Raw genomic sequence first — 26,909 nt, forward strand, 5'->3', positions numbered from 1 at the left:
CCGCTTGGCTTCGCCTTCGGGCGAAGCCGAGCCTTCCTCACGTATGAAATCCACCTGGTTTGTCTTATTGGTTCTGGCGCTGCTGAGCAGCTGGCCCGGAACGGCCGCCGCGCAGTCCGCCGCGGCCCCGCTGGTCATCGGTGAAACGTTTACGCTCGAATCCAAGGTGCTCGGCGAAACCCGGCGCCTCAACGTGTACCTGCCGCCCGGCTACGCCGAATCCCCGTCGCTGCGCCTGCCGGTGCTCTACATGCCCGACGGCGGCCTGAACGAGGACTTTTTGCACGTGGCCGGCTTGGTGCAGGTGTCGGTCGGTAACGAAACCATGCGCCCCTTCATCCTGGTGGGCATTGCCAACACCGAGCGGCGGCGCGACATGACCGGCCCCACCGAGGTGGCCGAGGACAAGAAAATTGCGCCGCGGGTGGGCGGCTCGGCCGCGTTCCGCGAATTTATTCGCACCGAACTCATGCCCGCCGTGCGCGCCCGCTACCGCACCACCGACGAAACGGCCGTGGTTGGCGAGTCGCTGGCGGGGCTGTTCGTGGTCGAAACCCTGCTGCTGGAGCCCGCGCTGTTCACGTCCTACGTGGCCATCGACCCCAGCCTGTGGTGGAACCGCGGCGCGCTGGCCGGCCAGGCGGCCAAGCTCCTGCAAACCCAGCCCAGCCGCTTTGCCGGCAAGGCCGTGTACTTGGCCATCAGCAGCCAGGGCGACGACCAGCACATGCACCAGCTCACGGAGGCCCTGGCGGCCTCCGCTGCCCGCACCGGCCTGCGCAGCCAGTACGACCCGCTGCCCAGCGAAACCCACGCGACGATTTACCACCCGGCGGCGCTCCGGGCGTTTCGCCTGCTGTTCAAGCCAGCCCCGCCGAAAAAGTAGCTGCCTTTCGGCCCCGTAACCGACAAGCCCGCCCCGGCGCTGCAGCAGCGCCGGGGCGGGCTTGTCGGTTACGGAGTTGCCGCCGCTAGTAGTTGGCTTCCGCCGCGGGCAGATCAATCAGGATGAACTGCGCATCCTGCTCGGCCCGGAAGTGAATGACGTGTTCGTCGGTCATGCGGGCTTGGTCGCCGGGGCCCAGACGGGTGCCGTTGATGAGGATGGCGCCTTCGCGTACGTACACGAAGGTAAGTCGAATGGGGAACGTTTTGAACTCCAGCTCCTTATCGGCGCGCAGGTTGCTCCAGTACACCGTCGAGTTGGAGTTGATGTACACCACATCTTCCAGCACTTTCTGGCCCGACACCAGCGGCACCAGCTCGTTTTTCGACCCCAAAAAGTCGATATCTTTCTGCTCGTAGCTGGGCGCCAGTCCCTTCTGGTTCGGAATAAACCACAGCTGGTAAAACTTCAGCGACTCGTCCTGCTGGTTCATTTCCGAATGAGCCAGGCCGGTGCCCGCCGTCATGCGCTGCACCTCCCCGGCCTTGATGGTCGTTTTGTTGCCCATCGTGTCCTCGTGGGTGATTTCGCCCTCCAGCACGATGCTCACGATTTCCATTTCGTGGTGGGGGTGCTGCGGAAAACCGGATTTGGCGGCCACCGTGTCGTCGTTGAACACGCGCAACGGCCCGAAGTGCATGTTCTTGGGGTCGTAGTAGCCAGCGAAGCTGAACAGGTGGTAGCTGTTGAGCCAAGCCACGGGCTGGGCGTGAAACCGGTCGTTGGCGGAAATGTAGGAGAGCATAGTCGTCGGGCGTGAGGTCGGGCTGGCCGCGGCCAGGAGTACTGCCCCGCATACGCTCCGGGGCCGCCGAAAGTTAAATCACGGATTCCGGCGAACTAGTCCCGCCCACCAAGATTTTCCAGTGGAGTTGCCACCGCGCTCTGCCCCAGCTGGGCCGCCCCCACCACCGCAGTTCCGCATCAGCCCTTGCTTCCAAGCAATTAACGCTCGGCCGCGACAAACCAACCGAGCCGCAACCTGCTGGGCCGATGCGTCCATCTGCTCTCCGTTCCGGCGTAACGCAGCAATGCCACGGCTTGGGGCCGTGGCATCACCTGTAGCGGACGACTACGATCCGCAAAAACCGATAAAAAACGCGCTTACGCCTTTTTCAGCGTGGTTACCTGCTTTTGCAGGTCGAGCACGATGCTGGCCAAGCGGTTCAGCGAAAGGTCGGCAATGGGGAACGTGCTGCTGATGTAGCTCTTGGCTTCCCAGATTTCCAGTACGTCCTCCACGTCGATGTCGTAGGGCGAGTACACCGGGTTGTCGGAGTGCAGGGTGAGCGTGGCCGCGTCCTGCAGGCGGTTGAACACGCGCTTGAACACGATGCCTTCCTTCTTGCTCACCACGATGCAAGGCGTGCCGTCCTTCACCTCGTTCCAGTCGGCCACGTAGCGGCCCACGATGACGGTGCCCGAGGCAATGGGCAGCATGGAGTCGCCCGCAATTTCGAAAGCGCGGAACGTACCCGTCTGGCCCAGCATGGGCAGGCGGAACTTGGGCAGGTCCTCGATGTACTCCTGGTCGGCGTAGCCGTTGAGGTAGCCGGCAGCGGCTTTCAGCGGTACCAGCTCGATGTTCTCGTTCTGGTTTTTGTCGACGGTGATGGCCAGCACGCGCAGGTTTTCGCCTTTGCTGCGCTCCGGATCGGCCACGGAAGCACCGTCGGTGCCGGCGGCTTCGAGGGCGGGCGCGTTCTGCAGCTGGCGCAGCACGGCCGCGGCCTGGCGCTTTTTGCTGAAGTCGGTGGTCACCAGCGCGTCGAGCGAGATGCCGAACAGCCGGGCCATTTTGACCAGCGTAGTCAGCTTGGGCTCGGCGCGGCCTTCCTCGTAGGCCCCGATCAGGGAACGTTTGATGTTCAGTTTATCAGCCAGTTGAGCCTGCGTCAGGCTAAGCTCGCGGCGCCAAAATTTCAGGTTGGTATTGATCATGGGGCGGGGTGGCCGGCTAACGTGATTCGCCCTCAACGGCTTACCGGCTCGTGAAGGTACTAACGGCTCTTTGGTTTTACTAATTCATTTAGCAGAAAGTTTTTTTCAACCTTTATTTATCCCCGAAGCCCACCCACTGGCTGTAGTTTTTACCCCAAAACGGCCGCCAGTCCGTACCCAAGTGCAGTTCGGCGGCCGTTGGCAATAGTCTCTAGCCCGCGCCCGAAAGCGTAAAACCGGGCAAAAAAGCAGCCGGATGCGGCCGCTCGACACCCGAACAACGAGGGCGCACCTTGGATTAGCAACGCCCGGTGCCCGCCCGGCTGCAGCAGGTGCAGTCCAAACGGCCACCGGGCGTTGCCGACGCGTGCGTCGGGCTGCCTACAGGCTCACCGTCGCCACTTTTGGCGTTTCGGCCCACCACTCGTCGTTTTCCCAGTAGGAGTTCCAGCCGAGCTTGGCGTATTTCTCGTTGATTTCCGGGCCCCGCTCGCCCACGTTGAAGTCGGCAAACACGTCCTCGGCAATGGCAAACAGGCCGTTGCCATCGGCCCAGAGCACGGGCTTGGGCTTTTTGGTTTGGTTACTCGTCCACTGCCCCTCGAAGCGGCTGCCGGCCCCGCGGGCTCCCATCGACTTGTCGGAGTAGCCCCAGGTCACCAGTTCCACCTTTTGCCCGGTGCTGCGGCCGAAATCCAGGGCGAAGGTGCCGCTGAACACGCCGCTGCCCGAGCCGGTCACTTCTCGCAGCTCGAACTGCCCGGCGCCGGCGTAGGCGGCCGTCAGCTCCCCGTTGGGGCGGCCTTCCAGGGGCTCCAGGGTCGCCAGCTTGGTGAGTTCGATGGTGCCTTCCAGCGGCGTGATGCGCTTTTTATAACGGTCCTTGCCGCTGATGTGGTAGAGCGCGGGGTTTTGGGCGTCGCGCTCCACGCGGGTAAACACGAACTCGATGCGGTAGTGCTCGGGGCCGAAAAATCCGTTCATGGCCATGCCCGCCGAGCGGCTGCCCTCCTCGTCTTCGTAGCTGGCCGGCAGCAGCAGCGGCGCCAGGTCCAGCTGGCGCAACACGGCCAGCTGCTCGGGCGGCAGCGGGGCCGCGGCCGCGGCGGGCGCGGCCTCGACCACGGCGGCCGGGCGGGGCGCTGCCACGGGGGCCGCCGCGGTGGGCGTTTCCGTTTCGGTGGTGCGCTGGCAGGCCGCAATCAGGCCGGCCGCGAGCAGCAAGTACACGTGCGTTTTCATAGGCAAAAGGTATTGGGTTGAGGTCAGCAACATGCGGCGCGGCCGCGTTAGAGGCTTAGGCTGGCGCGCGGCGTCTCGGTCCACCATTCGTCATTTTCCCAGAAGCTGCTCCAGCCCCGCTCCCGGTATTTAGGGTTGATGCTGGGCATCCGGTCCCCCATTTCAAAGTCTGCAAACACCTGCTGGGCCAGGGCCCGCCAGTTGTCGGCCCACACTACGCGCTCCACTTCGCCCTCGGTGCTGCGCCACTGGCCCTCGAACTTGAAGCCGCAGCCCCCGGCCGGACTGCCCTCGATGCGCGTCAGGCTGAGGCCGTTGCCCTCCACGGCCACGTCGGCGGCCACCGTGCCGCGGTAGGTGCCGGTGTTGCGGGCAATGCGCTCCTCTACAAACTCAAACGTGCCCACGACGGTGTAGCGACCCGGCCCCTCGGCCGGGGCCTGGTACATTTGCTTGAGCACGATGACGCCTTCGAAGGGCACAGCAATATTTTTCAGGCAACGGCTTTTGCCTTCCACGCGGTAGACGTTGGGGTTGCCGGCGTCGCGCTGTACCTGCAGCAGGGCAAAGTCGATGCGAAAGCCGCTGCGGCCAAAGAAGCCGCTCTGGGCCCCGACGCGGCCCGGTGCCACCTGCCAGAGCCGGGAGCAGCTGTAGCGCCGCCAGAAGCTCTGCGCGGCAGCCTCTGAAAGGCGGGTGCGGGAGGTGGTGGCCGCGGCGCGGGCGGGCCGGCCACCGCCTGAGGACGGGGCGGGGCGGGCGGCCAGTAGGGCCGTCAGCAGGGCGCAGCTGCCAAGGCCGATCAGGCAGGCGGAGCGGAACATCATACCAGCTGGGATTTGGCGGTGAGGGGTTGGGCTTGGGCGGCCAGGGCAGTGCGCAGCAGGCGCCGGGTCACGCCGGCCTGAATGAGTACTTCGGCCAGTACGAGGTTGCCGGTCCACGACAGCCAGGTGACGGTCAGGTAGGTTTCGATGGGCTTGGTTTGGAAGAGGTAGAACATGCCGAAGCTTTCCAGGCGCAGGCTCATGGCCGCCAGCGTGACGAGGTAGCTGCGCAGCATCCAGTCGGTGTGCGGCTGCCACTGCCGCTGCCGGGCCATGCGGTAGGCCTGCCAGGTGCTGAGCCACCACACCACGCACTGCAGCGTGAAGCCGACTTTAGCCACCAGCCCACCGTTGGCATACAGGGCCAGAATCAGCCCGGAGGGCGCGGCTAGGGCCAAAATGGAGGCCACGTACACCTTGCCTAGAGTGCGGTGCAATTGCCCGCGCCCGGCCCACAGCCGCGGGAAAAACTGCACCAGTCCGGCCGCCATCACCCACAGGCTGCTGGTGATATGCACGTAGAAGCCCAGCCGGAACAGCCCATCGGCGTTGGTTTCGGCCGATTTGGTGGTCAGAAAGTCGATGCCGGGCTCAAAGCTCAGGTAGGGCACTACTTTGGTGAGCATCAGGCCCGTAAACAGCAATACGGCGACGCCAGCGCCACCCTGCAGGACGCGGGAAAGGGGAACGGTAACAGCCATGCGGAAGGAGAAAGGGCCTTGCCTAAAGTAGCAATTTGCGGCGACCCGATTGTGCAATATGAACGGATATTGCAGCGGCCATTGTATACAGCGCCCGGAATATTTTGGCAGGCTTAAAGCGCGGGGGTGAGCCCGGTCACCGCTAAGACCAGGCGGTGCCGAATCCGTTTGCCGGGCCCGCGCCTTTTCAGGGGCGGGCCCGGCAAACGGATTCGGCGCAAGGTCGTCTATTCCACCGGCGGCTGGTTGGGCAACTCCCCGCGCAGGCGCTTGTCGTAGGTGAGGGCCACGCGCAGCTGGAAGTAGTCGTACTGCTCGCGCAAATGGTCAAACAGATCGCGCAAGCGGAAATCGGGGCCCAGCTCCTGCACGGCGGTTTTGATGCGGGCGTAGTCGTCCTGGCTGATAAACTCCTCGGTACGCAGCTGGTAGCCCCGTTCGTAGAGGGCCTCTAGGTGCGACTTGATGGTGCTGACGGCTAGGCCGCGCTGCTCGGCCACTTGCTCCACCGACAGCCCCTGGCGGTGCATTTTCCAGCTGTCAAGGGCCGTGCCGCTGGGCGCGCCGCCCCCCGCGGGGCGTTTTTTGGCGGCCGGGGCGGGCGTGTCGTCTTCGCCGGGCACGTCTGGCACGTCGTCGGGCGAGGGGGCGCCGGCGTGCTGGGTGATGAGCTCGATGAACCGCTCCCCGTAGGTTTCAAACTTCTTCATGCCTACGCCCGACACGGCCAGCATGGCCAAGCGCGTGCGCGGCCGCTCGATGGCCATTTCCTGCAGCGTCGCGTCGGAAAAGACCACGTAAGGCGGCACGCCCTGCTCGTCGGCAATCTGCTTGCGCAGCTGGCGCAGGCGGTCGAACAGCTCGTCGGTAACGGAGGGCAGGCGCTGGCCCGCGGCGGCTTTGGCTGCCCGGCCTTTGGGCGCTTTTTCGGCCTTCTGCGGCACCTGGAATTGCTTCAGGGCCTGCTTCCGCTCCCCTTTCAGCACCTGCCAGCCCAGGTCGGTGAGCTTGAGGGCATAGCCCTGCTCGTAGGCAATGTAGAGCAGGCCATCGTTGAGCAGTTGGTGCAAGTAGCTCTGCCAGTCGAGAAACGAGAGGTTGGCGCCGGCACCGAAGGTCTTGATCTGGTCGTAGCCGCGCGAAATGACGGCTTGGTTGCGGCGGCCCAGCAGCACGTCGCAAATCATGGACAGCGGAGCCGCTTCGCGGGTGCGGGCCACGGCCGACAAGGCCTTCTGGGCCAGCTCGGTGCCGTCGAAGGTCACAGGCGGGTTGCGGCAGATGTCGCAGTTGCCGCAGTCTTTTTCGAGCACTTCGCCGAAGTAGGCCAGCAGGATGCGGCGGCGGCACGAGGCGGCCTCGGCAAACTGCTGCATGCGCTCCAGCTTGGTGGTGTTGAGCTGGGCCAAGCGCGGGTCGGCGTCCTTGGTAATCATGTCGCGCAGCTGGGCTACGTCGGCGTAGCTGTAGAATAGCACGGCCTCGGCGGGCGCCCCGTCGCGGCCGGCGCGGCCGATTTCCTGGTAGTAGCCCTCGATGTTCTTGGGCAGGTTGTAGTGCAGCACCCAGCGCACGTTGCTCTTGTCGATGCCCATGCCGAAGGCCACCGTAGCGCAAATCACCTGCAAATCGTCGCGCAGAAACTGCTCTTGCACGTCCGAGCGGGCCTTGTCGGTCATGCCCGCGTGGTAAAAGCCGGCGCGGACGCCTTTCTCCTTGAGCTTGCCGGCCAGCGTTTCGCACTGCTTGCGCGAGAGGCAGTACACGATGCCGGCCTCGTTTTCGTGGCTTTTCAGGAAGCTCACCACCGAGTTGACGCGGTCCTGGCCCGGGCGCACGCTCAGGTTTAGGTTGGGCCGGTCGAAGGAGGACAGAAACACCTTGGGCTCGTTCAGGCGCAGCTGCTGCTGGATGTCGCGCTGGGTAAGGCGGTCGGCGGTGGCGGTGAGAGCAATGATGGGTACCTGCGGAAACTGCTCGCGCAGCACCCGCAGCTGGGTGTATTCCGGGCGAAAGTCGTGGCCCCAGGACGAGATGCAGTGCGCCTCGTCGATGGCGAACATACTGACTTTCAAGCGGTGTAAAAACGCCAGGAAGCCTTCCGACAAGAGCTTTTCGGGCGAAACGTAAAGCAGCTTGAGCAGGCCCGCGTGGCAGGCCCGGCCAATGCTGTTCTGCTCGGCCTGCCCGATGCTGGAGTTGATGCAGGCGGCCGAAATGCCGTTGGCTTTCAGCGCTTCCACTTGGTCCTTCATCAGGGCAATCAGCGGGGAAACGACGACGCACACACCCTCCTGCACCATGGCCGGCACCTGAAAGCACACCGATTTGCCCCCGCCTGTGGGCATGAGCACGACGGTATCCTGCCCCGAGAGGATGCTCTGGATAATGTCCTGCTGCATGGGCCGGAACTGGTCGTAGCCGTAATACTGCTTCAGGACGCGCCGGGCGGCATCGAGCTGGGTGGACGTGCGGGGTTCGGTAGCTGCTAACATCGGTGTAAAAATACGGCGGTTTGGCGGGAGTTCTAAGCTAAAGAAACTAGAGAAAAGCTAAAATGGTGCGCAGGAAACCGCCCCGCCTTCCTAAATAAGCAGGATTTGATTTATAATTATTTATACTATAATTTAGACTAAACAAACACAAAAATTGCATTTTGCGTGCCTAGGCGGCCAATCCTGCCAACGGGTTGGTGGCAACTGTGTGGGCTGCCCAGAACGGATTCATCTATTCACTTTTCTTGCTTGCATCATGGACGAAGAAGACGACTGGCTCGGAATACGGGAATTTCGGGAGGAATTTGAAAACAACAAGGTGGTGCGCCTCTTCCGAGGCCTGGAGGATATGGGCATGCGAATGAAGGAACACAAAGAAAAAGCCTTGCGCATCTTACATGCCAGCAAACGGGAAGCCAAGGACAGTTTGGTGGCAGTGGGCGCAGCGGAAGCCGTGCTGTGGGGAGGATCGGTTTTGGCCGGCGCTTCGGCAGCCGCTACGGCAGTAGTCTTGGCGGAAGTATTGGTGCCGGCAGCAGTGATAGTAGCGCTGTATGAGGGCACGAAATCCTGCTATGAATTGGATGCTTCTTCTACGCAGCAAACCCGAATGATAATTGATGAACCTTGATGCATGCTGGCGTTGACGGGCCAGTACAGGTTTTCGTAGCGGATGCCGGGCAACTTAGCCGAGCATCCGCTACTTGCGTTTGGGACTTTGCTTTATCGGGCGCATAGCTTTGCTGCTTTCCTCGCTAGACGACGCCCGTCTAAGGCAGCATCCGCTGACTTGACCAGGCTACTCAAAGAATATCTGGTAGCCGCTCGACGCACCGCCCGCAAAGCCAACTATTGACCGCCCCGCATGGCCTCCCTTCCCGCCACCATTGCCGCCTTCGACGCGCAAGCCGAGGCTTACCAGGCCTATTTCATGGACCTGGACCTCTACGACGACACCTACGAACGGCTTTGCCAGCTGCTAGAGCCCGTGGGGGCCCGGGTGCTGGAGCTGGGCTGCGGCCCTGGCAACGTGACCCGGGCCCTGCTCCGGCGGCGCCCCGATCTGCACCTGGAGGCCACCGATCTGGCCCCGAACATGGTGCGGCTGGCCCAGGCCAACAACCCCACGGCGCACTGCTGCGTGCTCGATTGCCGGGACCTGAGCACGCTCAAAGGACCTTACCAGGCTGTGGTAGCCGGTTTTTGCCTACCCTACCTCGCCCCCGCCGACGCGACCCAACTACTGCGCGACGCTCACGGCCTGCTCGCTCCTGGCGGGCTGGTTTACCTAAGCTTTATCGACGACGTACCGGCCCGCTCGGGGTACGAGGCGTCGAGCAACGGGCAGTACCGCACCTTCGTGCACTACCACCCGGCGGCGACCATTCGGGCCGAATTGGCGGCGGCCGGCTTCGCGGTGTTCGAGGAATTTCGCAAGCCCTACCCGCGGGCCGGCGGGCAGGTAGATACGCACAGCATCGTGCTGGCACGGAAGCTATAACTGCCAAGGGCCAGGCGTACGTACTGCGGCCTATACCCCGGTTTGCATGTCAACTCCTGCCCCAGCTTCTCCACTGTACCGTTTGGGCCTGCTGAGCCTGACGGCGCTGCTCGTCACGGCCGGCACCTTTCATTTTCTGCGGCCCGGGCCTTTCGTGCGCATCGTGCCCCCGCTGCTGCCCGCGCCCGAATTTCTGGTTTACCTGAGCGGAGCGGCCGAAATCGTGCTGGGCCTGCTTTTGCTGTCGCAGCGCACGCGCCGCGCGGCGGCCTGGGGGCTGGTGGCGCTGCTGCTGGCGGTGTTTCCGGCCAACGTGCGCATGGCCCTGCTGCCCGGCGAGGGCCTGGGGGCGCCGCAATGGCTGCTGTGGGCGCGTCTGCCCCTGCAGCTGCCGCTTATTGCCTGGGCGTGGCGCTACTCCCGCCCGCAGTCCTTTCGCTAAAGCCGCTCGGCAGCGTTGCGCCCACGACGAAAACCTGGTTCCGGCCCCGGCGCCTGGAGTATCTTGCGGAAGTTCACCGCCGCCCTATCCGGGGCTGCCTCATCTTGCTTGCCGATGGCCATCCGAATTACCGATGAGTGCGTGAACTGCGGGGCCTGCGAGCCGGAATGCCCGCATGGCGCCATCTACGAGGGCGGCGCCCCTTGGCGCTGGGCCGACGCTACCCAGCTCACCGGCCCATCCGGCTGACCGACGGCCGCACCACGCCGGCCGGCGCCCCGCAGGGCGCGTTGCAGGCGGAGTATTACTACGTGGTGCCGGGCAAGTGCAACGAGTGCGTGGGCTTTCACGAAGAGCCCCAATGCCAAGCTGTGTGCTGCGTCGAGGCCTTTGCGCTCGACCCGGCGTACCGCGAAACCCGTGAGCAGCTGCTCGACCGGGCACGCTGGCTCCAGCAGTCCGCCGACCCATTTACACCCTATGCCACGCGGCAGGCGGGGCCGACTGCCCCGCCCGGCTGCGGTTGCGGCGGGCATTAGCCCCACGCAAGGCAGGGCACGCGGTTTTCCTATCTTTAAAGCCCGGTATTCATTTCCTTCCCGCCTGCATGGCCGTTCCCACCACTTCCTCCTCCCCTGCCCCCGTAGCCACCGGCCCCGCCCGCAGCTATGCGCTGCCCATGGCGGCCATGACGTCCCTGTTCTTCCTGTTCGGGGCCGTCACCAACTTCAACGACGTGCTGATGCCCTACCTCAAGGACGTGTGTCAGCTCACCGATTTGCAGTCCTCGCTGGTGCAGTTCGCCTTTTTCGGGGCCTACTTTCTGATGTCGTTGCCGGCGGGCTACGTGCTGCGCCGCCTGGGCTACCAGCGCGGCATCGTGCTGGGGCTGCTGGTGATGGCGGCGGGCGCGCTGCTGTTCGTACCGGCCGCTAACTCGCGCACTTTCGCCGTGTTCTTGCTCGGGCTGGGCGTGCTCGGCGCGGGCGTGACCCTGCTGCAAGTGGCCGCCAACCCTTACGTCTCGGTGCTAGGGCCGGCCAACCGCGCCGCCAGCCGCGTGAGCATCGTGGGCGTGGCCAACAACCTGGGCGGCACGCTCTCCCCGCTGCTGGGCGGCATGCTGCTCTTCGGCGGCTCGGCCGTGCTGAAAGCCCGCCTGGCCGCGCTGCCCGCCGCCGAGCGCTTGGCTCAGGAAGCCACGCTGGTCAAAGCGCCCTACCTGGGCCTGGCCGCTTTCCTGGCCGTGCTGGCCGGGGTGTTTTTCATGCTAAAGCTGCCCGAAATCGAAGGCATGCAGGCCGACGATGAAACGGCCGAGCAGGCCCCGGTCAGCACCCAGGGCCGCAAATCGGCGCTGGATTTTCCGCACCTGCGCCTGGGCGTGGCGGCCATTTTCCTCTACGTGGGCGTGGAAGTGGGCCTGGGCTCCTTTCTGATTCGCTACGGCGAGGCCCAGGGCATCAGCCAGCTCAGCGACTTCACCCAAGCTCTGGTGCGCGGCCTGAACGTCGCGACCAACTTCCTGGCCGTGCTCTTCGGGCAGGCGCCGGCCGCCATCGATACCACCGCCGGCTTCACCAAGGCCGTGGGCGCGGTGCTGGTGGCCTCGTACTGGTTCGGTTCCCTGGTCGGCCGGGTGGTGGGCATCCCGCTGCTCACCCGCCTCAACGACCGGAAAGCCCTGGCGGCCGTGTGCGCCGCCGGCGTGGTGTTCGTGCTGGCCTCCATTGCGGTGCGCGGCGAGGCGGCCCTGTGGCTGGTGGTGCTCTGCGGGCTGATGAACAGCATCATGTGGCCGGTCATCTTCCCGCTGGCCATTAAGGGCCTGGGCTCGTTTACCAAGCAGGGCTCCTCGTACCTGATCATGGCCATTGTGGGCGGGGCCATCGTGCCGCTGCTGATGGGCTGGCTGGCTACCTACGCCGGCGGTCTGCGCGTGGCCTTCATCTTGCCGGCGCTCTGCTACGCCTACCTGCTCTACTACGCCTTGAGCGGCTACCGCGTGCGCTAAGCCGACTTGCGCCTTTGTCACCCGCGCCCGTTGCCCTCTCGGCAGCGGGCGCGGCTGTTTTCGGGGCTGGCGCGCCCGCTGCCTATCTTTGCCCCATGTCTACCGCTTCGCCCGCGCTGCAGCACCACGTGTCGCTGCGCCCCTACAATACTTTCGGCATCGACGCCCATGCCCGCCTGTTTGCCGCCTTCGGATCGGCCGAGGAGCTGCGCGCCCTGCTACAGCTGCCCGAGGTGCAAACGGCGCCCAAGCTGGTGCTCGGCGGGGGCTCCAACCTGCTCTTTACCCAGGATTTCGACGGGGTAGTGCTCAAAAACGAAATCCGGGGGCTGGAAACCCTCGACGAGCAGGCCGACGGCACGGTGCTGGTGCGCGCCGGGGCGGGCGAGTCGTGGCACGGCTTGGTGGAGTACGCGCTGGGCCAGGGCCTCTCGGGCCTCGAAAACCTCTCGCTGATTCCGGGCACGGTGGGCGCGGCCCCGCTGCAAAACATCGGCGCCTACGGCGTGGAGCTGAAGGACGCCTTCGAGTACCTCGAAGCGGTGGAAATCAGCTCGGGGCAGCTGCGCCGCTTCTCGCGCGAGGAGTGCGGTTTCGGCTACCGCGAATCGGTGTTTAAGGGCTTGTTGCGCGGGCAGTACATCGTGACGGGCGTGGTGCTGCGCCTGCACCGGCGCCCGCAGGCCAACACCTCGTACGGGGCCATCCGCACCACGCTGGAGGAAATGGGCGTGACCGAAGAGCCTACCCCGCAGCAGGTCAGTCAGGCCGTCATCAGCATCCGCCGCAGCAAGCTGCCCGACCCGGCCCAGATCGGCAACGCGGGCTCATTCTTCAAGAACCCGGAGGTGTCGCAGGCCAAGTTCGACGCACTCAAGGCCCAGTACCCCGAGCTGCCCGGCTACCCCGTGCCCGGCGGCGTGAAAGTGCCCGCCGGCTGGCTGATCGAGCAGTGCGGCTGGAAGGGGCACCGCGCCGGCGAGGGCCGCTACGGCGTGCACGACCGACAGGCCTTGGTGCTGGTCAACCACGGCGGGGCCACCGGCCACGAAGTGCGGGCCCTGGCCGAAGAAATCATTGCCTCGGTGCGCGAGAAGTTCGGCATCGAGCTGCACCCGGAAGTCAACATTATTTAACCGGGCAAGATTTGGCACGATTTGGGCGTCGGGGCAGCCCGTCCGCGCACCGGCGCGCGGGCTACATACTCCAGCAATGGCGGCAAAACAGGACTTAAATATTAAAATTCAGCAATACCTACCCTTCCCATTGCAATAGTCTCAGGAACTAAGCCCAAATTTGTGTAGAGCTTGCCGCCTTATTACCTATTGCCGCCTCCCCGCCTCCGATGAAGAAAATGACTTTTTTGGCGCTATTTCTCAGCAGCGCCCTGATGACGGCCCAGGCCCAAACCCGGACCACCAAGCGTACCACCACCACGACCACCACCACCAAGGCCCCGGCCGCGCCAGCTGCTCCGGCTACCCCGGCCGCGCCCGCCGGCCCCGCCACGTTGGCGTCGGTGCGCACGGCCGAGCCGGGCAGCACCGTGACGGTGCGCGGCGTGGTGGTTAACGGCCCGGAACTGGGCAACATCCGCTACATCCAGGACAAAGAAGCGGGCCTGCCGCTGTTCTCGAACACGCTGGACGCCCTCAAAAACCTCATGCCCGGCGACAGCGTGGAAGCCACCGGCACGCTGAAAAACTACAACAGCCTGTTGGAAATGGACCCGGTGCAATCGGTGAAAAAGCTGGCGTCGGGGCGTAAGTTCGCCATGACCACCGTGTCCGCCGCGGAGTTGACCAAAGTGCTGGACGAAACCCATGAGGGCCGCTTGGTGAAAATCACCGACGTGGAGCGGCTCACGACGACCGGCGGCCAGACGGCCACGGCGCTGGTCGGCAACGTGAACTACCTCATCAACGGGCAAGCCGGCGCCATTGTGCGCATTTCGGCCCCCTCCACCGGCCCCAACGGGTTGGTGGGCTTCACCCCGCCCAGCGGCAAGTTTGACCTGGTGGGCGTGGTCGGGCAGCACTCCCCGGCGGGCACGCCCACGGGCTACCAGCTGCTGCCGCGCCTGAGCACCGACTTCGTGGTGGCCGGCGGCCTGCCCGTCATCAAGGGCGAGCCGGTGCCGGTGGCGGTAACCAAGAACAGCATCACGGTGGACTTTGCCACGGTCAACCCCGGCACCACCAAGATCGAGTACGGCGCTACCCCGGCGCTGGGCGGCGTGGTGGAAGACAAGACGCCCGTCACCCAGCACCAGATGACGCTGAACGACCTGCAGGCCGGCACCACCTACTACATCCGCGTGTCGTCGGGCAACAGTCAGGGTATTTCTACCCAGCCGGCTGTGCCGATGATTACCCGCAAGAAATAATTTCAGCAGCCGGCCAAACGCCAACGGGGCGGCCCTTCGCAAGGAAGAGCCGCCCCGTTGGCGTTTCGGCAGAACAAGCCGGCGCCGGCTTACTTGAGCACGGCCACCGTCACCCCGTCGCCGCCGCGGTCGGCGTGCTCGTCGGCCACGCTGGCCACGGCCCGCTGGGAGTAGAGGTAGTCGCGCACCACCTGGCGCAGCACGCCGTTGCCGCGGCCGTGGATGAACTTGAGTTCCGGCACGCCGAGCATGATGGCGTCGTCGACGTAGTTCATCACGCGCTGCAGGGCGTCTTCGGCCCGCTCGCCGCGCAAGTCGAGCGTGGTGCTGAAGCCGGCCATGCGGCCGGTCACGTCCAGATTGCCGCCGGCACGGGCTTCGGCGGCCGGGGCCTTGCGGGCAGCTTCCTTTTCCCGCTCCCGGATTTCCGAGCGCGTCACCTTCTCCAGCTGGGCCACCTTCACGATGGTTTTCAGCCCACCAAAAAGCACCTCGGCGGTGTTGCCCTTCAGGCTCACCAGCTCGCCGTAGCCTTCCTGCCCGATCAAAGCCACTTTGTCGCCGGGCTTGAGGGCTTTGGGGTCGGCCACCTCGCGGGTGCCGCGGGGCTTGGGCAACTCCGTCTTCAGCTCCTTCTGCACGAAGGCATCGAGCTTCTGGCGGGCCGCCTTAGTTTGCTCCTTCTCGGCCCCGGCGGTGCGGATTTCCTGGATGGTGGCCTCGATCTGGGCGTTGGTGTCCTTGAGCAGCAGCTTGGCTTTCTGCTTGGCCTCGCGGATGACGTCCAGCCGGGTTTCTTCGAGGTGGTTTTTGAGGTCCTGGTACTCCTGGGCCAGCTTTTTCATCCGCCGCTCGTTTTTCTCGGCTTCGGCGGTGCGCTTTTCCAGCTGGGTTTTCTCGGCCTCCAGTTCTTCCAGCAGCCGGTCGTAGCGCACTTTTTCCTTGCCCACGAGTTGGGAGGCACGCTCCACGATAGGCTTGGGCAGGCCGATTTTGCGGGCAATTTCCAGGGCGAAGGACGAGCCCGGCTTGCCCGTTTCGAGGCGGTAGAGCGGCTGCAGATGCTTCGGGTCGTAGCGCATGGCCCCGTTGACGAGGCCCGGCGTGCGCTCCGCCAAGTTCTTCAGGTTGGTGTAGTGCGTGGTGATGACGCCAAAGGCCCGCACCCGGTTCAGCTCCGACAACACCGCCTCGGCAATGGCACCGCCGAGCACCGGCTCGGTACCCGTGCCGAATTCGTCGATGAGCACCAGGCTGCGCTTGCCTGCCAGCAGCAGAAACTGCTTCATGTGCGTCAGGTGCGAGGAGTAGGTGCTCAGGTCGTTTTCCAGGCTCTGCTCGTCGCCGATGTCGAGGAAAATGTCGTCGAACACGCCGGCCTCGGAACCCTCGCGCACGGGAATGAGCAGGCCGCACTGCAGCATGTACTGCACAAGGCCCACCGTCTTCATGCTCACCGACTTACCGCCGGCGTTCGGCCCGGAAATGACCAGAATGCGCTGCTCCGGCGTCAGTTCCAGATCCAGGGGCACCACCTCGCGGCCCTGCTCCTTGAAGTTCAGGTACAAGAGCGGGTGGCGGGCCTGCTCCCAGCGAATGAGCGGGCGCGGGTGCAGGCGGGGCAGCGCGGCTTCGAGCTGCTGGGCCAAGCGGGCCTTGGCGCGCACGAAGTCGAGCAGGCCCAGGAACTGGTAGGCGCGGCGCAAATCCGGAATGTGGGGGCGCAGCTGATCGGTCAGGGCAATCAGAATGCGCACCAGCTCGCGGTGCCAGGCGTTTTCGAGGTCCTTGATGTCGTTGTTGAGCTCGAACACCGCCTCCGGCTCGATGTACACCGTCTGGCCCGTGGCCGATTCGTCGTGGATCAGGCCCTTGATGCGGCGCTTGTGCTCGGCCACGATGGGCAGCACCAGGCGCCCACCGCGGATGGTGGGCTCGGCGCCCTCGGGCGTCCAGCCCTCGGAGCGCGCCTTGCGGAGCACGTCGGCAATCTGCCGGCGCAAAATGCCCTGGCGGTTGATCAGCTCCTGCCGAATCTGGCGCAGCAAGGGCGAGGCGTCGTCGCGCACGTGGCCGTCGTCGCCCACCACTTTGTCCAAGTTGGTCAGCAGGTTGCGGTCGGCCTGCACGCCGATGCCGAGCAGGCGCAGCGTGGGATACAGGCCTTCGGGCGCCTGCACGAAGAAGGTCAGCGCCTCGCGGATGGTGCGCAAGGACATCTTGATTTCGAAGAAGGCGGCCACTTCCAGGAAAGCGCCGGGCAGCTGCGCCCGCAGCAGGTGCGGGTGCACGTCGTGGTAGTACTGGCTGGGAAAATCGGCACCGGAATTCAGCAGCTGGCGAAACTCATCGGTTTGGAGCAGCAGCTTTTTCAGCTCGTCGGCGCGGGGCTGAAACTGCATTTTCTGCACGTAGTGACGGCCCAGCTGGCTCAGGCACAGCTCGCTCAGCCGCTCACGCACCTGCTGGAAGCCGATTTTCTGCTCGAAGGTTTGCGGGTAAATCAAAAGGTGGGTATGGAGTAGTCGGTAGTGGGAACAAGGGCTGGCCGCGCACGGCAGCCTTCTTTAACAGCCGCGGGGGGAGAAAGATTCAGGCAAAGCTATGCGAAGGGCCGTTATACCCGGCTATTACCTGTTTCGTCAGGTGCCATAGCCCCGCCCAGCCACTGGTTGTTGCGCACGTAGTACGCAATGAACCCGGTGGCCCCGGTCAGCATCGTCAGGTAACCGGACAGCGACATGCGCTCCACATAAACGGCCACCCCGCCGCCTACCGCCACTAGCACCATCGTCGCCGCTATCAGGTGTCCCCAGAAGCTCTGGTAAAAATTTAACCGAGCCGCGACGTTCTGATTAGTAGCGCGCAGGCGCTCTACCAATTCCTGGCAGAAGTCATGCAAGGGCAGATAACCAGTCAGGTCTGGCGCGGTCTGTTTGCGCGAATCACGCAGCACCAGCGTCTTTCCATCGGTTCGGAACAGCTTTATCTGCACGCCGTGGGGCTCGTTCAGGGCCAGCAGCGAATAGCTGCTGATGCTGCTCAGCGGCCACCGCTCAGTCGGCGTTTCCGAGGCGGGGCCGCCCACAATTCGCAGTTCCAGCGCTGCTTCCGTCAACGCAACGTTCACGCAACTGTGGGAACTGCGGTACAGCCGCCAGCCCAGCAACAGCAGCAGCAATACGCCCGCCAGGTAGCTGCCGCCCCGCAGCCAGTGCCCGAAGGCCAGCAGTACGAGGGGCAGCACCCCGATCAGGCCGCCGGTTACCACGATAATAACGCCCACGGTTTCGCGCCCAGACCGGACCCGCTGGTAAACACATTGCAATGCAGCAATAGTAGGAGCCACAACAGTAATCAGTAGCAGTAGAGAACATTCAGTAAGCGCAACTTATCCCTATTTCCGCACTGTATTGCCCGCCTCAGAACTTCTCGTCGATACCCAGCCCAAACAGGGCAAAGTCGTACTTGACCGGGTCCGCGGGGTCGAATTCGCGCAGGCGCTCGGTCAGCTCTGTGGCGGCCTGCCAGTCGGTTTGCTTGCGCGTGAGCAGGCCCAGGCGCCGGGCCACGCGCTCCACGTGCACGTCGAGCGGGCAGACGAGGTCGGCGGGCGAGAGGCGCGTCCAGAGGCCGAAGTCGACGCCCTGCGCGTCGCGGCGCACCATCCAGCGCAGGTACATGTTCACGCGCTTGCAGGCCGAGTTGCGGGCCGGCGTGGCCACGTGCTTGCGGGTGCGCTCGGGCGCGTCAGGCAGGCTGAAGAAGAGGTTGTGGAAGTTTTCCAGCCGCTCGCGCTGCGTGGCCCCGTACAGGAAGGCATCTTCCAGCGTGTCGTGCTGCCGGTAATACTGGCTAAGCCAGTGCACGAAGTAGAGCAGGTCGGTGTCGCAGAAAGTGCGGTGGCAAAACTTCTCGAGCCGGCGCAGGTCGTCGTCCTGGTGGCCGAGGATGAACTGGTGCGGGGCGTTATCCATGCGCGCCAGCAGCTCGTCCATCTTCTTGAGGATGATGCTGCGCTTGCCCCAGGCCAGCAGGGCCGCAAACAGCCCGCTGATTTCGATGTCGGCCCGCTGGGAGTAGCGGTGCGGCAGGCTGATGGGGTCGGGATCAATAAAGGCGGGCTGATCGTAGCGCCGGTACCGGTCGTCGAGCAGGGCCTGGATTTCGGAGTGGGTCACTGGATGTGAGCGTGCTTGGCTAGGTTGTGCCGCGCACAGAGCAATTGAATGTTATCAGCCGTCAGGGAAGAGCCGCCCTTGGAGAAGGGAATGATGTGGTCGAAGTGCAAGTTGTCGGGGCTGCCGCACGACACGCAGCGGCCTTTGTCGCGCTTCCACACAGCCTGTTTTACTGCGGCGGGAATTAGCCGGTTGTGCGCCAAGTCCGGCAGGGCTTCGCTAACGGCGGGCGTTTCGTCATCAAGCAGCTGCAACTCGAACTTGAAGACCTGCCGCGTTCCGTCGAATTGCTGCCACGCGTCGACCAACGCAAAAACGCCGTTGTAAACCCAAATGCCGTCTTTAATCTTCTCGTAGACGCGCACCCGGTCGGGGGCAGCTGTACCGGCCTTCGCCGCCAAGGCCGCCTGCCGAAACTTGCCGTTCTCAGTGGGTTTGCCGCTGGGCAGAAACTCCGGCTGGTCTACGAGTTTGGGATTAGGCGCGACGTTGCGGGCCGCGTCGTGCCCCTCGTAAATCAACACCCGCCCCGCATTGCGCAGCTCATCCGCGTAGGGCGCGCCGGGCCGCACCGACATCAGAATGACGGAGTGGCGCCCGTGCAACCGGAAGTTCATGCCGCGCTGCAAGCTGGTGCTTTCCACCCAGCACATTTCGGCGTGGGTCAGCACCTCGCCGGCCCGAATGTCCGTTCGCGGCGCCGCTCGCATTATTCCGGCAGGTAGGAGGTTTCGACGCGGAAACGTTGATCGGGCGTGTTGAGCTTGGCCACCGCCTTTTTGGAGAGGCGAATCAGTACGGCGTTGTTGTCGCCGGTGTCGGGCAGCTTGCCGATGACGCGCACGTACACCACTTGCCCGTTCATGATGTTGCGCACCATCATGATGGTGCCCACCGGGGCTGTTTTGTGCAGGGCTAAGTACTTCTCGGAGTTGCCGCCTTCGATAACGGCTGCAATACCGCTTTCCGTCACCTTGCGCACGATTTCGCTGGCGCGGGCGGGCTCCTTTTCCTCGTCGGCATCGGCGGCCGGCGTGGGTGTGGTCGGGGTGCTGGCCACGGGCGAGGAAGCCGGAGCGGCCGCCGTTTCGCGGGCTTTTTCGGCTTCGCGGGCCCGTTCGGCTTCCCGCTCGCGGGCCCGCTCCTTCTCGGCCTCGTCGTCGCGCTCGGGGCGGGCGGTGGGCGGGGCGGGCTTGGGCGCGGGAGCAGCGGCCACGGCCTCCGGGGCGCTACTGCCGCCGGCGGGCACGATGATGAGCGTCTGGCCGGCTTTCACGGCCCCGTTGGCGGGCAGCTGCTTGCTGTTGTATTTCTGCAGGGCGCTGGCGCTGACGCCGAACTTGCGGGCCACGGCAAACAGCGTCTGGCCCGGCTGCACTTTGTAGACGTGGTTGCCGGCCGCATCGGTGGGCAAGCTGCGGGCGGAGGCGCTGGCCGCCGGAGCGGCTGGCTTGGCCGCCGCCGTGCCCGAGGCAGCCGGCAGCACGGCCCGCACCCGCGGAATCAGCACTTCCTGGCCGGTAACGAGGGCGCCTTTGATGCCGGGGTTGGCTTCCATGATCTGCTCCACCGACACCTTGTAGCGGCGGGCCAGCCCGTAGAGCGTTTCACCGGGCGCGACGCGGTGGCGGACAAACGTTTTGTTTTGCTGCACCACCACACCCAGGGAATCGGGCAGCATGGGCCGAAACACGTGGGCCGGGGCGGCCAGGGGAAGCAGGAAAAAGCAACAGGCGGAGAGAGTCGAGGAAATTCGGGGCATACGGAGGGAGGCGTACGGCAAGGAGCGCGCGGGTGGCCCGGGATAAATCAGTGGTGTAGACCCGTCGGACCCCGCGCTGCTTCGCCGAAAGATACGGAAAGTTGCCTGCGGCGCAGGATTTTGGCTAGCATCGTGCCAATTTTGCCGGCCTAAGTCCTACCTCCCGCCCCGCCCGCGGCCGGCCCCGCCGCCCGGCGCTTCTTTTCGCTTTTTATGCACAGCATCGGCATCATTCCGGCCCGCTACGCCTCCACCCGCCTGCCCGGCAAGCCGCTGGTCGATTTGGCCGGCAAATCCATGATTCAACGCGTGGTAGAGCAAACCCGCCTGGCCGCCCTCGACCGCGTGGTGGTGGCCACCGACGACGAGCGGATCCTCGACCACGTGCGCGGCTTCGGCGGCGAGGCCGTGCTCACCCGCCCCGACCACCCCAGCGGCACCGACCGCGTGTGGGAAGCCTACCAACAGCTTGGGCAGCCGGCCGACTGCGTGGTCAACATCCAGGGCGACGAGCCGTTCATCCAACCCGCGCAGATCAACGCCCTTATCGACCTCTTCGCCGACGCCGACACGCAGATTGCGACCCTGGTCAAGCAAGTCATCAGCCAGGAAGAGCTGTTCAGCCCGCACCTGCCGAAGGTGGTGCTCGGCGCCCAGCAAGAGGCCTTGTACTTCAGCCGCCACCCCATCCCCTACCTGCGCCAGTACCCCACCATGTCGTGGCTGCAGCACCACCGTTTCCTGCGCCACATCGGCCTCTACGCCTACCGCCCCGCCGTGCTCCAGCAGCTCACCCAGCTGGCTCCCGATGCGCTGGAGTTGGCCGAGTCCCTGGAGCAGCTGCGCTGGCTGGCCCACGGCTTCCGCATCCGCACCGCCGAAACCGAGCTGGCCACCCACGGCATCGACACGCCCGAGGACGTGCAGCGCGCCCTGCGCCAGCTAGGCGCGTGAAATTGAAGGCTGGATTGACGGGTGAATACCTCTTGGCCTTCTCCTAATAGTTGAGAAAGGATGAGCGAAGTGTCATCCTGAACAAAGCGCAGGATGACAGGTGCATTCCACCCAATAAACGCGCTGAATATCTTCGTTACTTACCGTCGGCCTTGGCGTCCACCACTTCCTCGGCTACGGAGGCTTGTTCCTCCTTCATTTCGCGGGAGAGGAAGAAGTTCAGGGCCGTGCGGATAACGGCAATGGCCCCGAGTTGCCCGATCTGCTGCCAGCTCGGGGCAATGGCGGTGGAAAGAATGTCGGCACCGAGCTGAAACTCCAGCGCCAGGGCCAGGTAGCGGGCCAGCGACAGGCGCACGGCCGTAAAGTTGGCCGGCCGGCGCCGCAGCAGCATGGGCAGCAGCTGCAGCAGGGCCGTCAGAATGCCGAAGCCGATGACGCCGGCGCCCACGGCCTCCACGCCCAGCTTCAGCCACTGCACCAGCCCGCGCACCGAGCCTTCGACGAGTTCAAACTGCGTTTTCATGCCCTAAGCATAGGGCCCGGAGCAGCCCCATGCCGCCGCGTGGCCCGGTAAAATGCCTTGGTATACGGCTTGCCGGGCGGGCCAGCGGCTCAACCGCCAATTTTCTTGGCCTTGTAGCCTAGCTTCAGCAGCTCGGCCAGCACCTTCTCGCGGAAGTCACCCTGGATCAGGATTTCGCCGTCCTTGGCATTGCCGCCCACGCCGCACTTGGTTTTCAGGGTCTTGCCCAAGGTTTGCAGGTCCTCGTCGCGGCCCACAAAGCCGGTAATCAGGGTCACTTGCTTGCCGCCGCGCTGCTTTTTGTCGAGCTGCACGCGCAGCTGCTGCTGCTGGGGCGGCAGCGTGCTGGTTTCGGGCGCGTCGTTGTTCTGGTATTCGAAATCGGGGTTGGTCGAGTACACGACCCCGGTGCGGTTCTGCTTGCTCATTTCGCTGGATGGTTAGCTGGGTACGGGGCCAGCCGGTTGAAGATTTCGGGACGCCGGCGCCGGCCACAAGGTAGCCAGGCCGCTGCGCAGCAACTGATACAACTACTTAAACGTGGTGCCGACCACCACCGGCAGGGCCAGCGGCAGCAGGTCGACTTGCACTTCGCGGGCCTCGCCGGCAAAGTCGCCGTCGAGGTGGAAGCCCAGGTTTTTGGGCGACGTTACGCGCACGGTGCGGGCCGTGTGGTACACCACCGCGCCCGAGGCCGGCAGCGTGCCGGCGGCCAGCCCGTAAGCCACCCGAATGGCCCGGCTCAGCGGCATCTGATCAATCAGGCAGAGGTCGAGCAGTCCGTCGCGGATGTCGGCCAGCGGGGCGATGTAGGCGTTATTGCCGTACTGCGCGGCGTTGGCAAAGGCCAGCATGTAGCAGTCCGAGGTGAGCCGCTGCTCGCCCAGTTCGATGGTGACGGGCGTGGGGCGGTAGCGGCCGTACTCGCGCAGGGCCACCTTCACGTACGTGGCCAGCCCGCGGGTGCCGGCTTCGGCAAAGCGGCGACTCACGTGCGCATCGAAGCCCAGGCCGGCGGTGCAGAAAAACGGCCGCCCGTTCAGCCGCCCCACGTCGATGGGCAGCACGCGGGGGCGGCGCAGCAGGTTCACGGCGGCCGCGGCGTCCAGCGGAATGCCCAGGTGCCGGGCCAGGCCGTTGCCGGAGCCGCGCGGCAGCACCGCCAGGGCCGCGCCGGTGCCCAGCAGCCCGCGGCCCACTTCGTTCACCGTCCCGTCGCCGCCCACGGCCACCACCACGCCGAAGCCCTCGGCCGCGGCCGTGCGGGCCAGTTCTTCGGCGTGGCCGGCGTATTCGGTCGGGCGGATTTCGTAGTGCAGGGCGTACTCTTTGCCGAGCTGCCGATGCAGCAAGCCGCGGAGGTCAAAGCGCCGGTTGGTGCCCGAAATCGGGTTGAAGATGAAGCACAGACGCGACAGGTTGGCGGGCATAGGGCGGCAAAGATAAATCGAGGATAAGAACGGATAGCTGCCAGATAAAAATGCAGCCGGCAGCACCCACTGTCATTGCGAGCGAAGCGCGGCAATCCTTCCTCCCGAGGTACAACGCTACAACATGCCCCGCCCGAAACTAGTAACTGCAGGTTTCGGGCGGGGCTGTTTTCGGTTGGTCGGTATTGAGCCGGCGGTGCTACTGGAGGAAGGATTGCTTCGTCGTGCCTCCTCGCAATGACTGCTGGTGTTACCGTCGTTGACAGCTTTGCTCATCCTCGACCAAACAAAAAAGCCAGCCCCACCGCAGCGGAACTGGCTTTTGTATGAATCAGCCGCAGCTTACTTCACCATGTTGCCGAGCTTTTCGATCAGGTCGGCGGTGCGGGTCGAGTAGCCGGTTTCGTTGTCGTACCAGCCCACCACTTTCACCAGCGTGCCGTTGGCCGAGGTCAGCTCCGAGTCGAAGATGCACGAGTGGGGGTTGCCCACGATGTCGATGCTCACCAGCGGATCGGTGGAGTATTCCAGGATGCCTTTCAGCGGGCCTTCGGCGGCTTTTTGCATCACTTCGTTGATCTGCTGCTTGGTTACTTCCTGCTTCAGGATAACCGTCAGGTCGGTCGTCGAGCCGTCCGGAATGGGCACGCGCATGGCCACACCGTCGAGCTTGCCCTTCAGGTGGGGCAGCACCAGGCCCACGGCCTTGGCGGCACCCGTCGAAGTCGGGATGATGCTGTAGGCAGCGGCGCGGGCGCGGCGTAGGTCCTTGTGGGGCGCGTCCTGCAGGTTCTGGTCGGAGGTGTAGGCGTGCACCGTGGTGATGTAGCCTTTCTCGATGCCGAAAGCATCGTCCAGCACCTTGGCCATGGGGGCCAGGCAGTTGGTGGTGCAGGAGGCGTTGGAGAGGATGGTTTCCTCGCCGGTCAGGATGTCTTCGTTGACGCCCAGTACCACGGTGGGGATGTTGCCCGTGGCCGGAGCCGAAATAACCACCTTCTTGGCACCGGCCGTCAGGTGCTGACCAGCGCCGGCTTCGTCGGTGAAGCGGCCGGTCGATTCCAGCACCACGTCCACGCCCATGTCGCCCCAGGGGAGCAGCTTCGGGTCGCGCTCGGCCAGGGCCGCAATGCGCTGTCCGTTGACGGTCAGGCTGTTCTCGTCGTAGGTCACGGTGCCGTCGAAACGACCGTGCACCGAGTCGTACTTCAGCAGGTGGGCCAGCGTCTTGTTATCGGTCAGGTCGTTGATGGCGACTACCTCCACGTTGGGGCGGCTCAGCAGCGACTTGAACGTCAGGCGGCCAATGCGGCCGAAGCCGTTGATGGCAACTTTGATTTTAGCCATAAGGGGGAAAGGAAACGGTTTGGGCCCCATGCTCCGGGCCGATGGAGAGAATGCGCGGGCGAAGGTACACGGCTTGGGGAGAAATGCCAACCCAACCTTCCTGCACTGCCCCGGCCGGCTTTCGTCGGCCGCCCGGCCCCCGAAACGGGGAGCAGTTGGTCGGCTGTTGCAGCGGCCTGCTTCGCGCCGTGGCTATCTATATAATGTGAGATGGGCCGCGCCGGGCTTCGGCGGGACGTCCAGGCTGTAACCGGCCAGTACGGCGGCTTGTTTTGCGCGGCGCCGAAACTGCTCTTACGAACATTCGTTAGAACCCCGAAAATCCTAGTATCTTGCCCTCCCCAACCCGCTCCCACCCCATGCTGCCGACCAAGAAAACCATCCGGCGCCAGTTTATTCTCGACGAAGCTGCCAAGCTCTTCAAAGAGAAAGGCTACGGCGGCACGTCCATGCGCGATTTGGCCGGCAACGTCGGCCTGGAAGCGGCCAGCATGTACAACTACATCAAGAGCAAGGACGAAATCCTGGAGCTGATTTGCTCGCGCATTGCGGGCATTTACATTTCCCAGCTCCACGACATCGAGCACACCCAGGCCTCCTACGCCGACAAGGTCAAGGCGCTGATCCGGCTGCACATCCGGCTGATGGTGGAGGAAGGGCCGGCCGTATCGGTGGCCAACCACGACTGGAAATACCTGCCCGAACCCCAGCTCACGGCCTTTAAGCAGGCCCGTAAGGACTACGAAAAAGGCTTCGCCGAGCTGATTGAGAAAGGCATGGCGGCCGGCGAGTTTCAGCCCCTGAACGTGTCGGTAGCCCTGTTCACCATTCTCTCGGCGGTGCGCTGGGTGGAGCTCTGGTACCGCCCCGGCCGCGGCTTGTCGGCCGAAGAACTCGAAGAAGACATCATCACCATGCTGCTGCAAGGCCTGGCGAAGTAGCGCTTAGTTGCTGATGCTAAGGGCTTGTTCTGACGCAAGCCCTAAACACCAAGCCCTAAGCACCTAGTACCAACCACGACATGAGCCGTTTTCATAAAGTCAAAGTCAAGAGCATCGTGCGCGAAACGCCGGACTGCGTATCGGTGGCGCTGGACGTGCCCGCCGAGTTGCAGGACACGTTCCGCTTCACGCAGGGCCAGTACCTCACCTTTCGGCGCGAGCTGAACGGCGAGGAAGTGCGCCGGAGCTACTCCATCTGCTCCAGCCCCCTGGACCACGAGTGGCGCGTGGCTATCAAGCAGGTGCCGGAGGGCCGGTTTTCCTCGCATGCCGTGCAGCAATTGCGCGTGGGCGAGGAGCTGGAGGTGATGCCGCCGATGGGCCGCTTCTACACCGAGCTCCGCCCCGAGCAGCAGAAGCTGTACGTGGCGTTTGCGGCCGGCTCGGGCATCACGCCGGTTATGTCCATCGTCAAGACCATTCTGCTCACCGAGCCGCAGAGCCAGGTGTATTTGGTGTACGGCAACCGCGGGCGCAACTCCATCATCTTTAAGGAGCAGATTGAGGCCTTGAAGAACAAGTTTGTGGACCGCCTGAGCGTATACCATATCCTGAGCCGGGAGCACGGCGACACGGACCTCTTCTTCGGCCGCATCGACAAGCACAAGGCCGAGCAGTTTCTGCAGAAAATCATTCCGCCCCAGGAAATCGACGAGGCCTTTATCTGCGGGCCGGAGGAAATGATTCTGGGCGTGAAAGAAGCCCTGACGGAAGCCGGCGTGGCGCCCGACAAGGTGCACTTCGAAATGTTCACTTCTGGCGAAGCCGGGCAGCAGCGCCGCGCCGAGCGGCAGCAGCAGCGCCCCGCCGACGAAGACGACAAGCACAGCCGCGTAACGGTGCAGCTCGAAGGCGCGCAGTACCCGCTGGAAATGTCGTACTACGGCGACACCATCCTCGACGCGCTGCTAGAACGCGGCATCGACGCGCCGTACTCCTGCAAAAACGGCATGTGCAGCACCTGCCGCTGCCGCGTGACCGAGGGCACGGTGGAAATGGACGTGAACTACTCGCTTTCCGACGTCGAAGTGGCCAAGGGCTACGTGCTCAGCTGCCAGGCCCGCCCGACCTCGGAAAAGGTGAGCGTGGATTTCGACCAGTAAGCCCAGTGGTTTTGGACGACCTTGTCAGGCCGTCCTGTCGAGCTTGTCGAGACATCTCGCCGGATAGTAAGCTGCTCGTTGAGGTTACTACCCGATACCAACCCGCCAGA

At 64.4% G+C, this 26,909-nt stretch carries 25 protein-coding genes and 1 pseudogene; 11 read left to right on the forward strand and 15 right to left on the reverse strand.

Annotation, left to right across the window (positions count from 1 at the left end):
* The first annotated feature begins 43 nt into the window (after window positions 1-43).
* Complete coding sequence (locus LJ737_RS22640; RefSeq protein ID WP_227769040.1) at window positions 44-886, forward strand: alpha/beta hydrolase; 843 nt, start codon at window positions 44-46, stop codon at window positions 884-886.
* Window positions 887-971: 85 nt separating this feature from the next.
* Here the strand turns inward: LJ737_RS22640 and LJ737_RS22645 are convergent, their stop codons facing one another.
* The 6 genes from LJ737_RS22645 to recQ form a co-directional block, all read right to left on the reverse strand.
* Complete coding sequence (locus LJ737_RS22645; protein WP_227769041.1) at window positions 972-1,691, reverse strand: pirin family protein; 720 nt, start codon at window positions 1,689-1,691, stop codon at window positions 972-974.
* 359 nt (window positions 1,692-2,050) lie between these two features.
* Window positions 2,051-2,887 (reverse strand): LexA family transcriptional regulator, encoded by an 837-nt coding sequence (locus tag LJ737_RS22650; RefSeq protein WP_227769042.1) that lies wholly within the window; start codon window positions 2,885-2,887, stop codon window positions 2,051-2,053.
* Between the two features lie 381 nt (window positions 2,888-3,268).
* On the reverse strand, window positions 3,269-4,129 hold the full coding sequence (locus tag LJ737_RS22655) for a hypothetical protein (protein WP_227769043.1): 861 nt from the start codon (window positions 4,127-4,129) through the stop codon (window positions 3,269-3,271).
* A 47-nt stretch (window positions 4,130-4,176) separates the two neighbouring features.
* Window positions 4,177-4,956, reverse strand: coding sequence for a hypothetical protein (locus LJ737_RS22660; RefSeq protein ID WP_227769044.1), 780 nt, complete (start codon window positions 4,954-4,956; stop codon window positions 4,177-4,179).
* A complete protein-coding gene (locus LJ737_RS22665) occupies window positions 4,953-5,657 on the reverse strand; it encodes a DUF2306 domain-containing protein (protein WP_227769045.1) in 705 nt (234 codons plus the stop codon). The genes LJ737_RS22660 and LJ737_RS22665 overlap by 4 nt, the downstream gene beginning before the upstream one ends.
* Window positions 5,658-5,884: 227 nt before the next feature.
* Window positions 5,885-8,152, reverse strand: coding sequence for a DNA helicase RecQ (gene recQ, locus LJ737_RS22670; RefSeq protein WP_227769046.1), 2,268 nt, complete (start codon window positions 8,150-8,152; stop codon window positions 5,885-5,887).
* A gap of 256 nt (window positions 8,153-8,408) precedes the next feature.
* On the opposite strand from recQ, the gene LJ737_RS22675 reads away from it, so the two are divergent.
* The 7 genes and pseudogenes from LJ737_RS22675 (at window position 8,409) to LJ737_RS22705 (ending at window position 14,495) form a co-directional block, all read left to right on the forward strand.
* Complete coding sequence (locus tag LJ737_RS22675; protein ID WP_227769047.1) at window positions 8,409-8,783, forward strand: hypothetical protein; 375 nt, start codon at window positions 8,409-8,411, stop codon at window positions 8,781-8,783.
* A 234-nt stretch (window positions 8,784-9,017) separates the two neighbouring features.
* A complete protein-coding gene (locus LJ737_RS22680) occupies window positions 9,018-9,653 on the forward strand; it encodes a class I SAM-dependent methyltransferase (RefSeq protein ID WP_227769048.1) in 636 nt (211 codons plus the stop codon).
* A 46-nt stretch (window positions 9,654-9,699) separates the two neighbouring features.
* Window positions 9,700-10,095: a DoxX family protein gene (locus LJ737_RS22685; protein ID WP_227769049.1), complete on the forward strand. Its 396-nt coding sequence runs from the start codon at window positions 9,700-9,702 to the stop codon at window positions 10,093-10,095.
* A 114-nt stretch (window positions 10,096-10,209) separates the two neighbouring features.
* Window positions 10,210-10,547: pseudogene (locus LJ737_RS22690) on the forward strand (4Fe-4S binding protein); the annotation flags it as partial.
* 155 nt (window positions 10,548-10,702) lie between these two features.
* Entirely contained in the window at window positions 10,703-12,109 is a 1,407-nt protein-coding gene (locus LJ737_RS22695) for a sugar MFS transporter (RefSeq protein WP_227769050.1), read from the forward strand.
* Between the two features lie 95 nt (window positions 12,110-12,204).
* Window positions 12,205-13,245 (forward strand): UDP-N-acetylmuramate dehydrogenase, encoded by a 1,041-nt coding sequence (gene murB, locus LJ737_RS22700; protein WP_227769051.1) that lies wholly within the window; start codon window positions 12,205-12,207, stop codon window positions 13,243-13,245.
* Window positions 13,246-13,454: 209 nt separating this feature from the next.
* Window positions 13,455-14,495 (forward strand): hypothetical protein, encoded by a 1,041-nt coding sequence (locus LJ737_RS22705; protein ID WP_227769052.1) that lies wholly within the window; start codon window positions 13,455-13,457, stop codon window positions 14,493-14,495.
* 89 nt (window positions 14,496-14,584) lie between these two features.
* Here LJ737_RS22705 and LJ737_RS22710 read toward each other — a convergent pair whose 3' ends face one another.
* The 5 genes from LJ737_RS22710 to LJ737_RS22730 all read right to left on the reverse strand — a co-directional run bounded on the left by LJ737_RS22710 (window position 14,585) and on the right by LJ737_RS22730 (window position 20,438).
* Entirely contained in the window at window positions 14,585-17,002 is a 2,418-nt protein-coding gene (locus tag LJ737_RS22710) for an endonuclease MutS2 (RefSeq protein WP_227769053.1), read from the reverse strand.
* Window positions 17,003-17,112: 110 nt separating this feature from the next.
* On the reverse strand, window positions 17,113-17,844 hold the full coding sequence (locus LJ737_RS22715; RefSeq protein WP_227769054.1) for a hypothetical protein: 732 nt from the start codon (window positions 17,842-17,844) through the stop codon (window positions 17,113-17,115).
* A gap of 73 nt (window positions 17,845-17,917) precedes the next feature.
* Window positions 17,918-18,676 carry a TIGR02757 family protein gene (locus LJ737_RS22720; protein WP_227769055.1) on the reverse strand — a complete coding sequence of 253 codons (759 nt, stop codon included), beginning with the start codon at window positions 18,674-18,676 and terminating at the stop codon, window positions 17,918-17,920.
* Complete coding sequence (locus tag LJ737_RS22725) at window positions 18,673-19,386, reverse strand: HNH endonuclease (RefSeq protein ID WP_227769056.1); 714 nt, start codon at window positions 19,384-19,386, stop codon at window positions 18,673-18,675. The genes LJ737_RS22720 and LJ737_RS22725 overlap by 4 nt, the downstream gene beginning before the upstream one ends.
* Complete coding sequence (locus LJ737_RS22730) at window positions 19,386-20,438, reverse strand: LysM peptidoglycan-binding domain-containing protein (protein ID WP_227769057.1); 1,053 nt, start codon at window positions 20,436-20,438, stop codon at window positions 19,386-19,388. The genes LJ737_RS22725 and LJ737_RS22730 overlap by 1 nt, the downstream gene beginning before the upstream one ends.
* A 213-nt stretch (window positions 20,439-20,651) precedes the next feature.
* Between LJ737_RS22730 and kdsB the strand changes: the two genes are divergently transcribed.
* A complete protein-coding gene (kdsB, locus tag LJ737_RS22735) occupies window positions 20,652-21,392 on the forward strand; it encodes a 3-deoxy-manno-octulosonate cytidylyltransferase (protein WP_227769058.1) in 741 nt (246 codons plus the stop codon).
* Between the two features lie 136 nt (window positions 21,393-21,528).
* Here kdsB and LJ737_RS22740 read toward each other — a convergent pair whose 3' ends face one another.
* The 4 genes from LJ737_RS22740 to gap all read right to left on the reverse strand — a co-directional run bounded on the left by LJ737_RS22740 (window position 21,529) and on the right by gap (window position 24,695).
* Window positions 21,529-21,918: a DUF1622 domain-containing protein gene (locus LJ737_RS22740; protein ID WP_227769059.1), complete on the reverse strand. Its 390-nt coding sequence runs from the start codon at window positions 21,916-21,918 to the stop codon at window positions 21,529-21,531.
* Window positions 21,919-22,007: 89 nt separating this feature from the next.
* Window positions 22,008-22,346 (reverse strand): translation initiation factor, encoded by a 339-nt coding sequence (locus LJ737_RS22745; RefSeq protein WP_227769060.1) that lies wholly within the window; start codon window positions 22,344-22,346, stop codon window positions 22,008-22,010.
* A 102-nt stretch (window positions 22,347-22,448) separates the two neighbouring features.
* Window positions 22,449-23,348: a diacylglycerol/lipid kinase family protein gene (locus LJ737_RS22750; RefSeq protein WP_227769061.1), complete on the reverse strand. Its 900-nt coding sequence runs from the start codon at window positions 23,346-23,348 to the stop codon at window positions 22,449-22,451.
* 342 nt (window positions 23,349-23,690) lie between these two features.
* A complete protein-coding gene (gene gap / locus LJ737_RS22755) occupies window positions 23,691-24,695 on the reverse strand; it encodes a type I glyceraldehyde-3-phosphate dehydrogenase (RefSeq protein ID WP_227769062.1) in 1,005 nt (334 codons plus the stop codon).
* Window positions 24,696-25,054: 359 nt separating this feature from the next.
* Here gap and LJ737_RS22760 point away from each other — a divergent pair, with 359 nt between their 5' ends.
* Window positions 25,055-25,636: a TetR/AcrR family transcriptional regulator gene (locus LJ737_RS22760; RefSeq protein WP_227769063.1), complete on the forward strand. Its 582-nt coding sequence runs from the start codon at window positions 25,055-25,057 to the stop codon at window positions 25,634-25,636.
* Between the two features lie 80 nt (window positions 25,637-25,716).
* Window positions 25,717-26,799: a 1,2-phenylacetyl-CoA epoxidase subunit PaaE gene (gene paaE / locus LJ737_RS22765; RefSeq protein WP_227769064.1), complete on the forward strand. Its 1,083-nt coding sequence runs from the start codon at window positions 25,717-25,719 to the stop codon at window positions 26,797-26,799.
* The last annotated feature ends 110 nt before the right edge of the window (window positions 26,800-26,909 follow it).

It is taken from the genome of Hymenobacter sp. 15J16-1T3B (assembly GCF_020711235.1).
GTDB lineage: Bacteria > Bacteroidota > Bacteroidia > Cytophagales > Hymenobacteraceae > Solirubrum.

What these genes read in the sequence shown, in the direction of transcription:
- LJ737_RS22640 (WP_227769040.1), top strand. Translation starts at nt 44, where the DNA reads ATGAAATCCACCTGGTTTGTCTTATTGGTTCTGGCGCTGCTGAGCAGC.
- LJ737_RS22645 (WP_227769041.1), bottom strand. Translation starts at nt 1,691, where the DNA reads ATGCTCTCCTACATTTCCGCCAACGACCGGTTTCACGCCCAGCCCGTG.
- LJ737_RS22650 (WP_227769042.1), bottom strand. Translation starts at nt 2,887, where the DNA reads ATGATCAATACCAACCTGAAATTTTGGCGCCGCGAGCTTAGCCTGACG.
- LJ737_RS22655 (WP_227769043.1), bottom strand. Translation starts at nt 4,129, where the DNA reads ATGAAAACGCACGTGTACTTGCTGCTCGCGGCCGGCCTGATTGCGGCC.
- LJ737_RS22660 (WP_227769044.1), bottom strand. Translation starts at nt 4,956, where the DNA reads ATGATGTTCCGCTCCGCCTGCCTGATCGGCCTTGGCAGCTGCGCCCTG.
- LJ737_RS22665 (WP_227769045.1), bottom strand. Translation starts at nt 5,657, where the DNA reads ATGGCTGTTACCGTTCCCCTTTCCCGCGTCCTGCAGGGTGGCGCTGGC.
- recQ (WP_227769046.1), bottom strand. Translation starts at nt 8,152, where the DNA reads ATGTTAGCAGCTACCGAACCCCGCACGTCCACCCAGCTCGATGCCGCC.
- LJ737_RS22675 (WP_227769047.1), top strand. Translation starts at nt 8,409, where the DNA reads ATGGACGAAGAAGACGACTGGCTCGGAATACGGGAATTTCGGGAGGAA.
- LJ737_RS22680 (WP_227769048.1), top strand. Translation starts at nt 9,018, where the DNA reads ATGGCCTCCCTTCCCGCCACCATTGCCGCCTTCGACGCGCAAGCCGAG.
- LJ737_RS22685 (WP_227769049.1), top strand. Translation starts at nt 9,700, where the DNA reads ATGTCAACTCCTGCCCCAGCTTCTCCACTGTACCGTTTGGGCCTGCTG.
- LJ737_RS22695 (WP_227769050.1), top strand. Translation starts at nt 10,703, where the DNA reads ATGGCCGTTCCCACCACTTCCTCCTCCCCTGCCCCCGTAGCCACCGGC.
- murB (WP_227769051.1), top strand. Translation starts at nt 12,205, where the DNA reads ATGTCTACCGCTTCGCCCGCGCTGCAGCACCACGTGTCGCTGCGCCCC.
- LJ737_RS22705 (WP_227769052.1), top strand. Translation starts at nt 13,455, where the DNA reads ATGAAGAAAATGACTTTTTTGGCGCTATTTCTCAGCAGCGCCCTGATG.
- LJ737_RS22725 (WP_227769056.1), bottom strand. Translation starts at nt 19,386, where the DNA reads ATGCGAGCGGCGCCGCGAACGGACATTCGGGCCGGCGAGGTGCTGACC.
- LJ737_RS22730 (WP_227769057.1), bottom strand. Translation starts at nt 20,438, where the DNA reads ATGCCCCGAATTTCCTCGACTCTCTCCGCCTGTTGCTTTTTCCTGCTT.
- kdsB (WP_227769058.1), top strand. Translation starts at nt 20,652, where the DNA reads ATGCACAGCATCGGCATCATTCCGGCCCGCTACGCCTCCACCCGCCTG.
- LJ737_RS22740 (WP_227769059.1), bottom strand. Translation starts at nt 21,918, where the DNA reads ATGAAAACGCAGTTTGAACTCGTCGAAGGCTCGGTGCGCGGGCTGGTG.
- LJ737_RS22745 (WP_227769060.1), bottom strand. Translation starts at nt 22,346, where the DNA reads ATGAGCAAGCAGAACCGCACCGGGGTCGTGTACTCGACCAACCCCGAT.
- LJ737_RS22750 (WP_227769061.1), bottom strand. Translation starts at nt 23,348, where the DNA reads ATGCCCGCCAACCTGTCGCGTCTGTGCTTCATCTTCAACCCGATTTCG.
- gap (WP_227769062.1), bottom strand. Translation starts at nt 24,695, where the DNA reads ATGGCTAAAATCAAAGTTGCCATCAACGGCTTCGGCCGCATTGGCCGC.
- LJ737_RS22760 (WP_227769063.1), top strand. Translation starts at nt 25,055, where the DNA reads ATGCTGCCGACCAAGAAAACCATCCGGCGCCAGTTTATTCTCGACGAA.
- paaE (WP_227769064.1), top strand. Translation starts at nt 25,717, where the DNA reads ATGAGCCGTTTTCATAAAGTCAAAGTCAAGAGCATCGTGCGCGAAACG.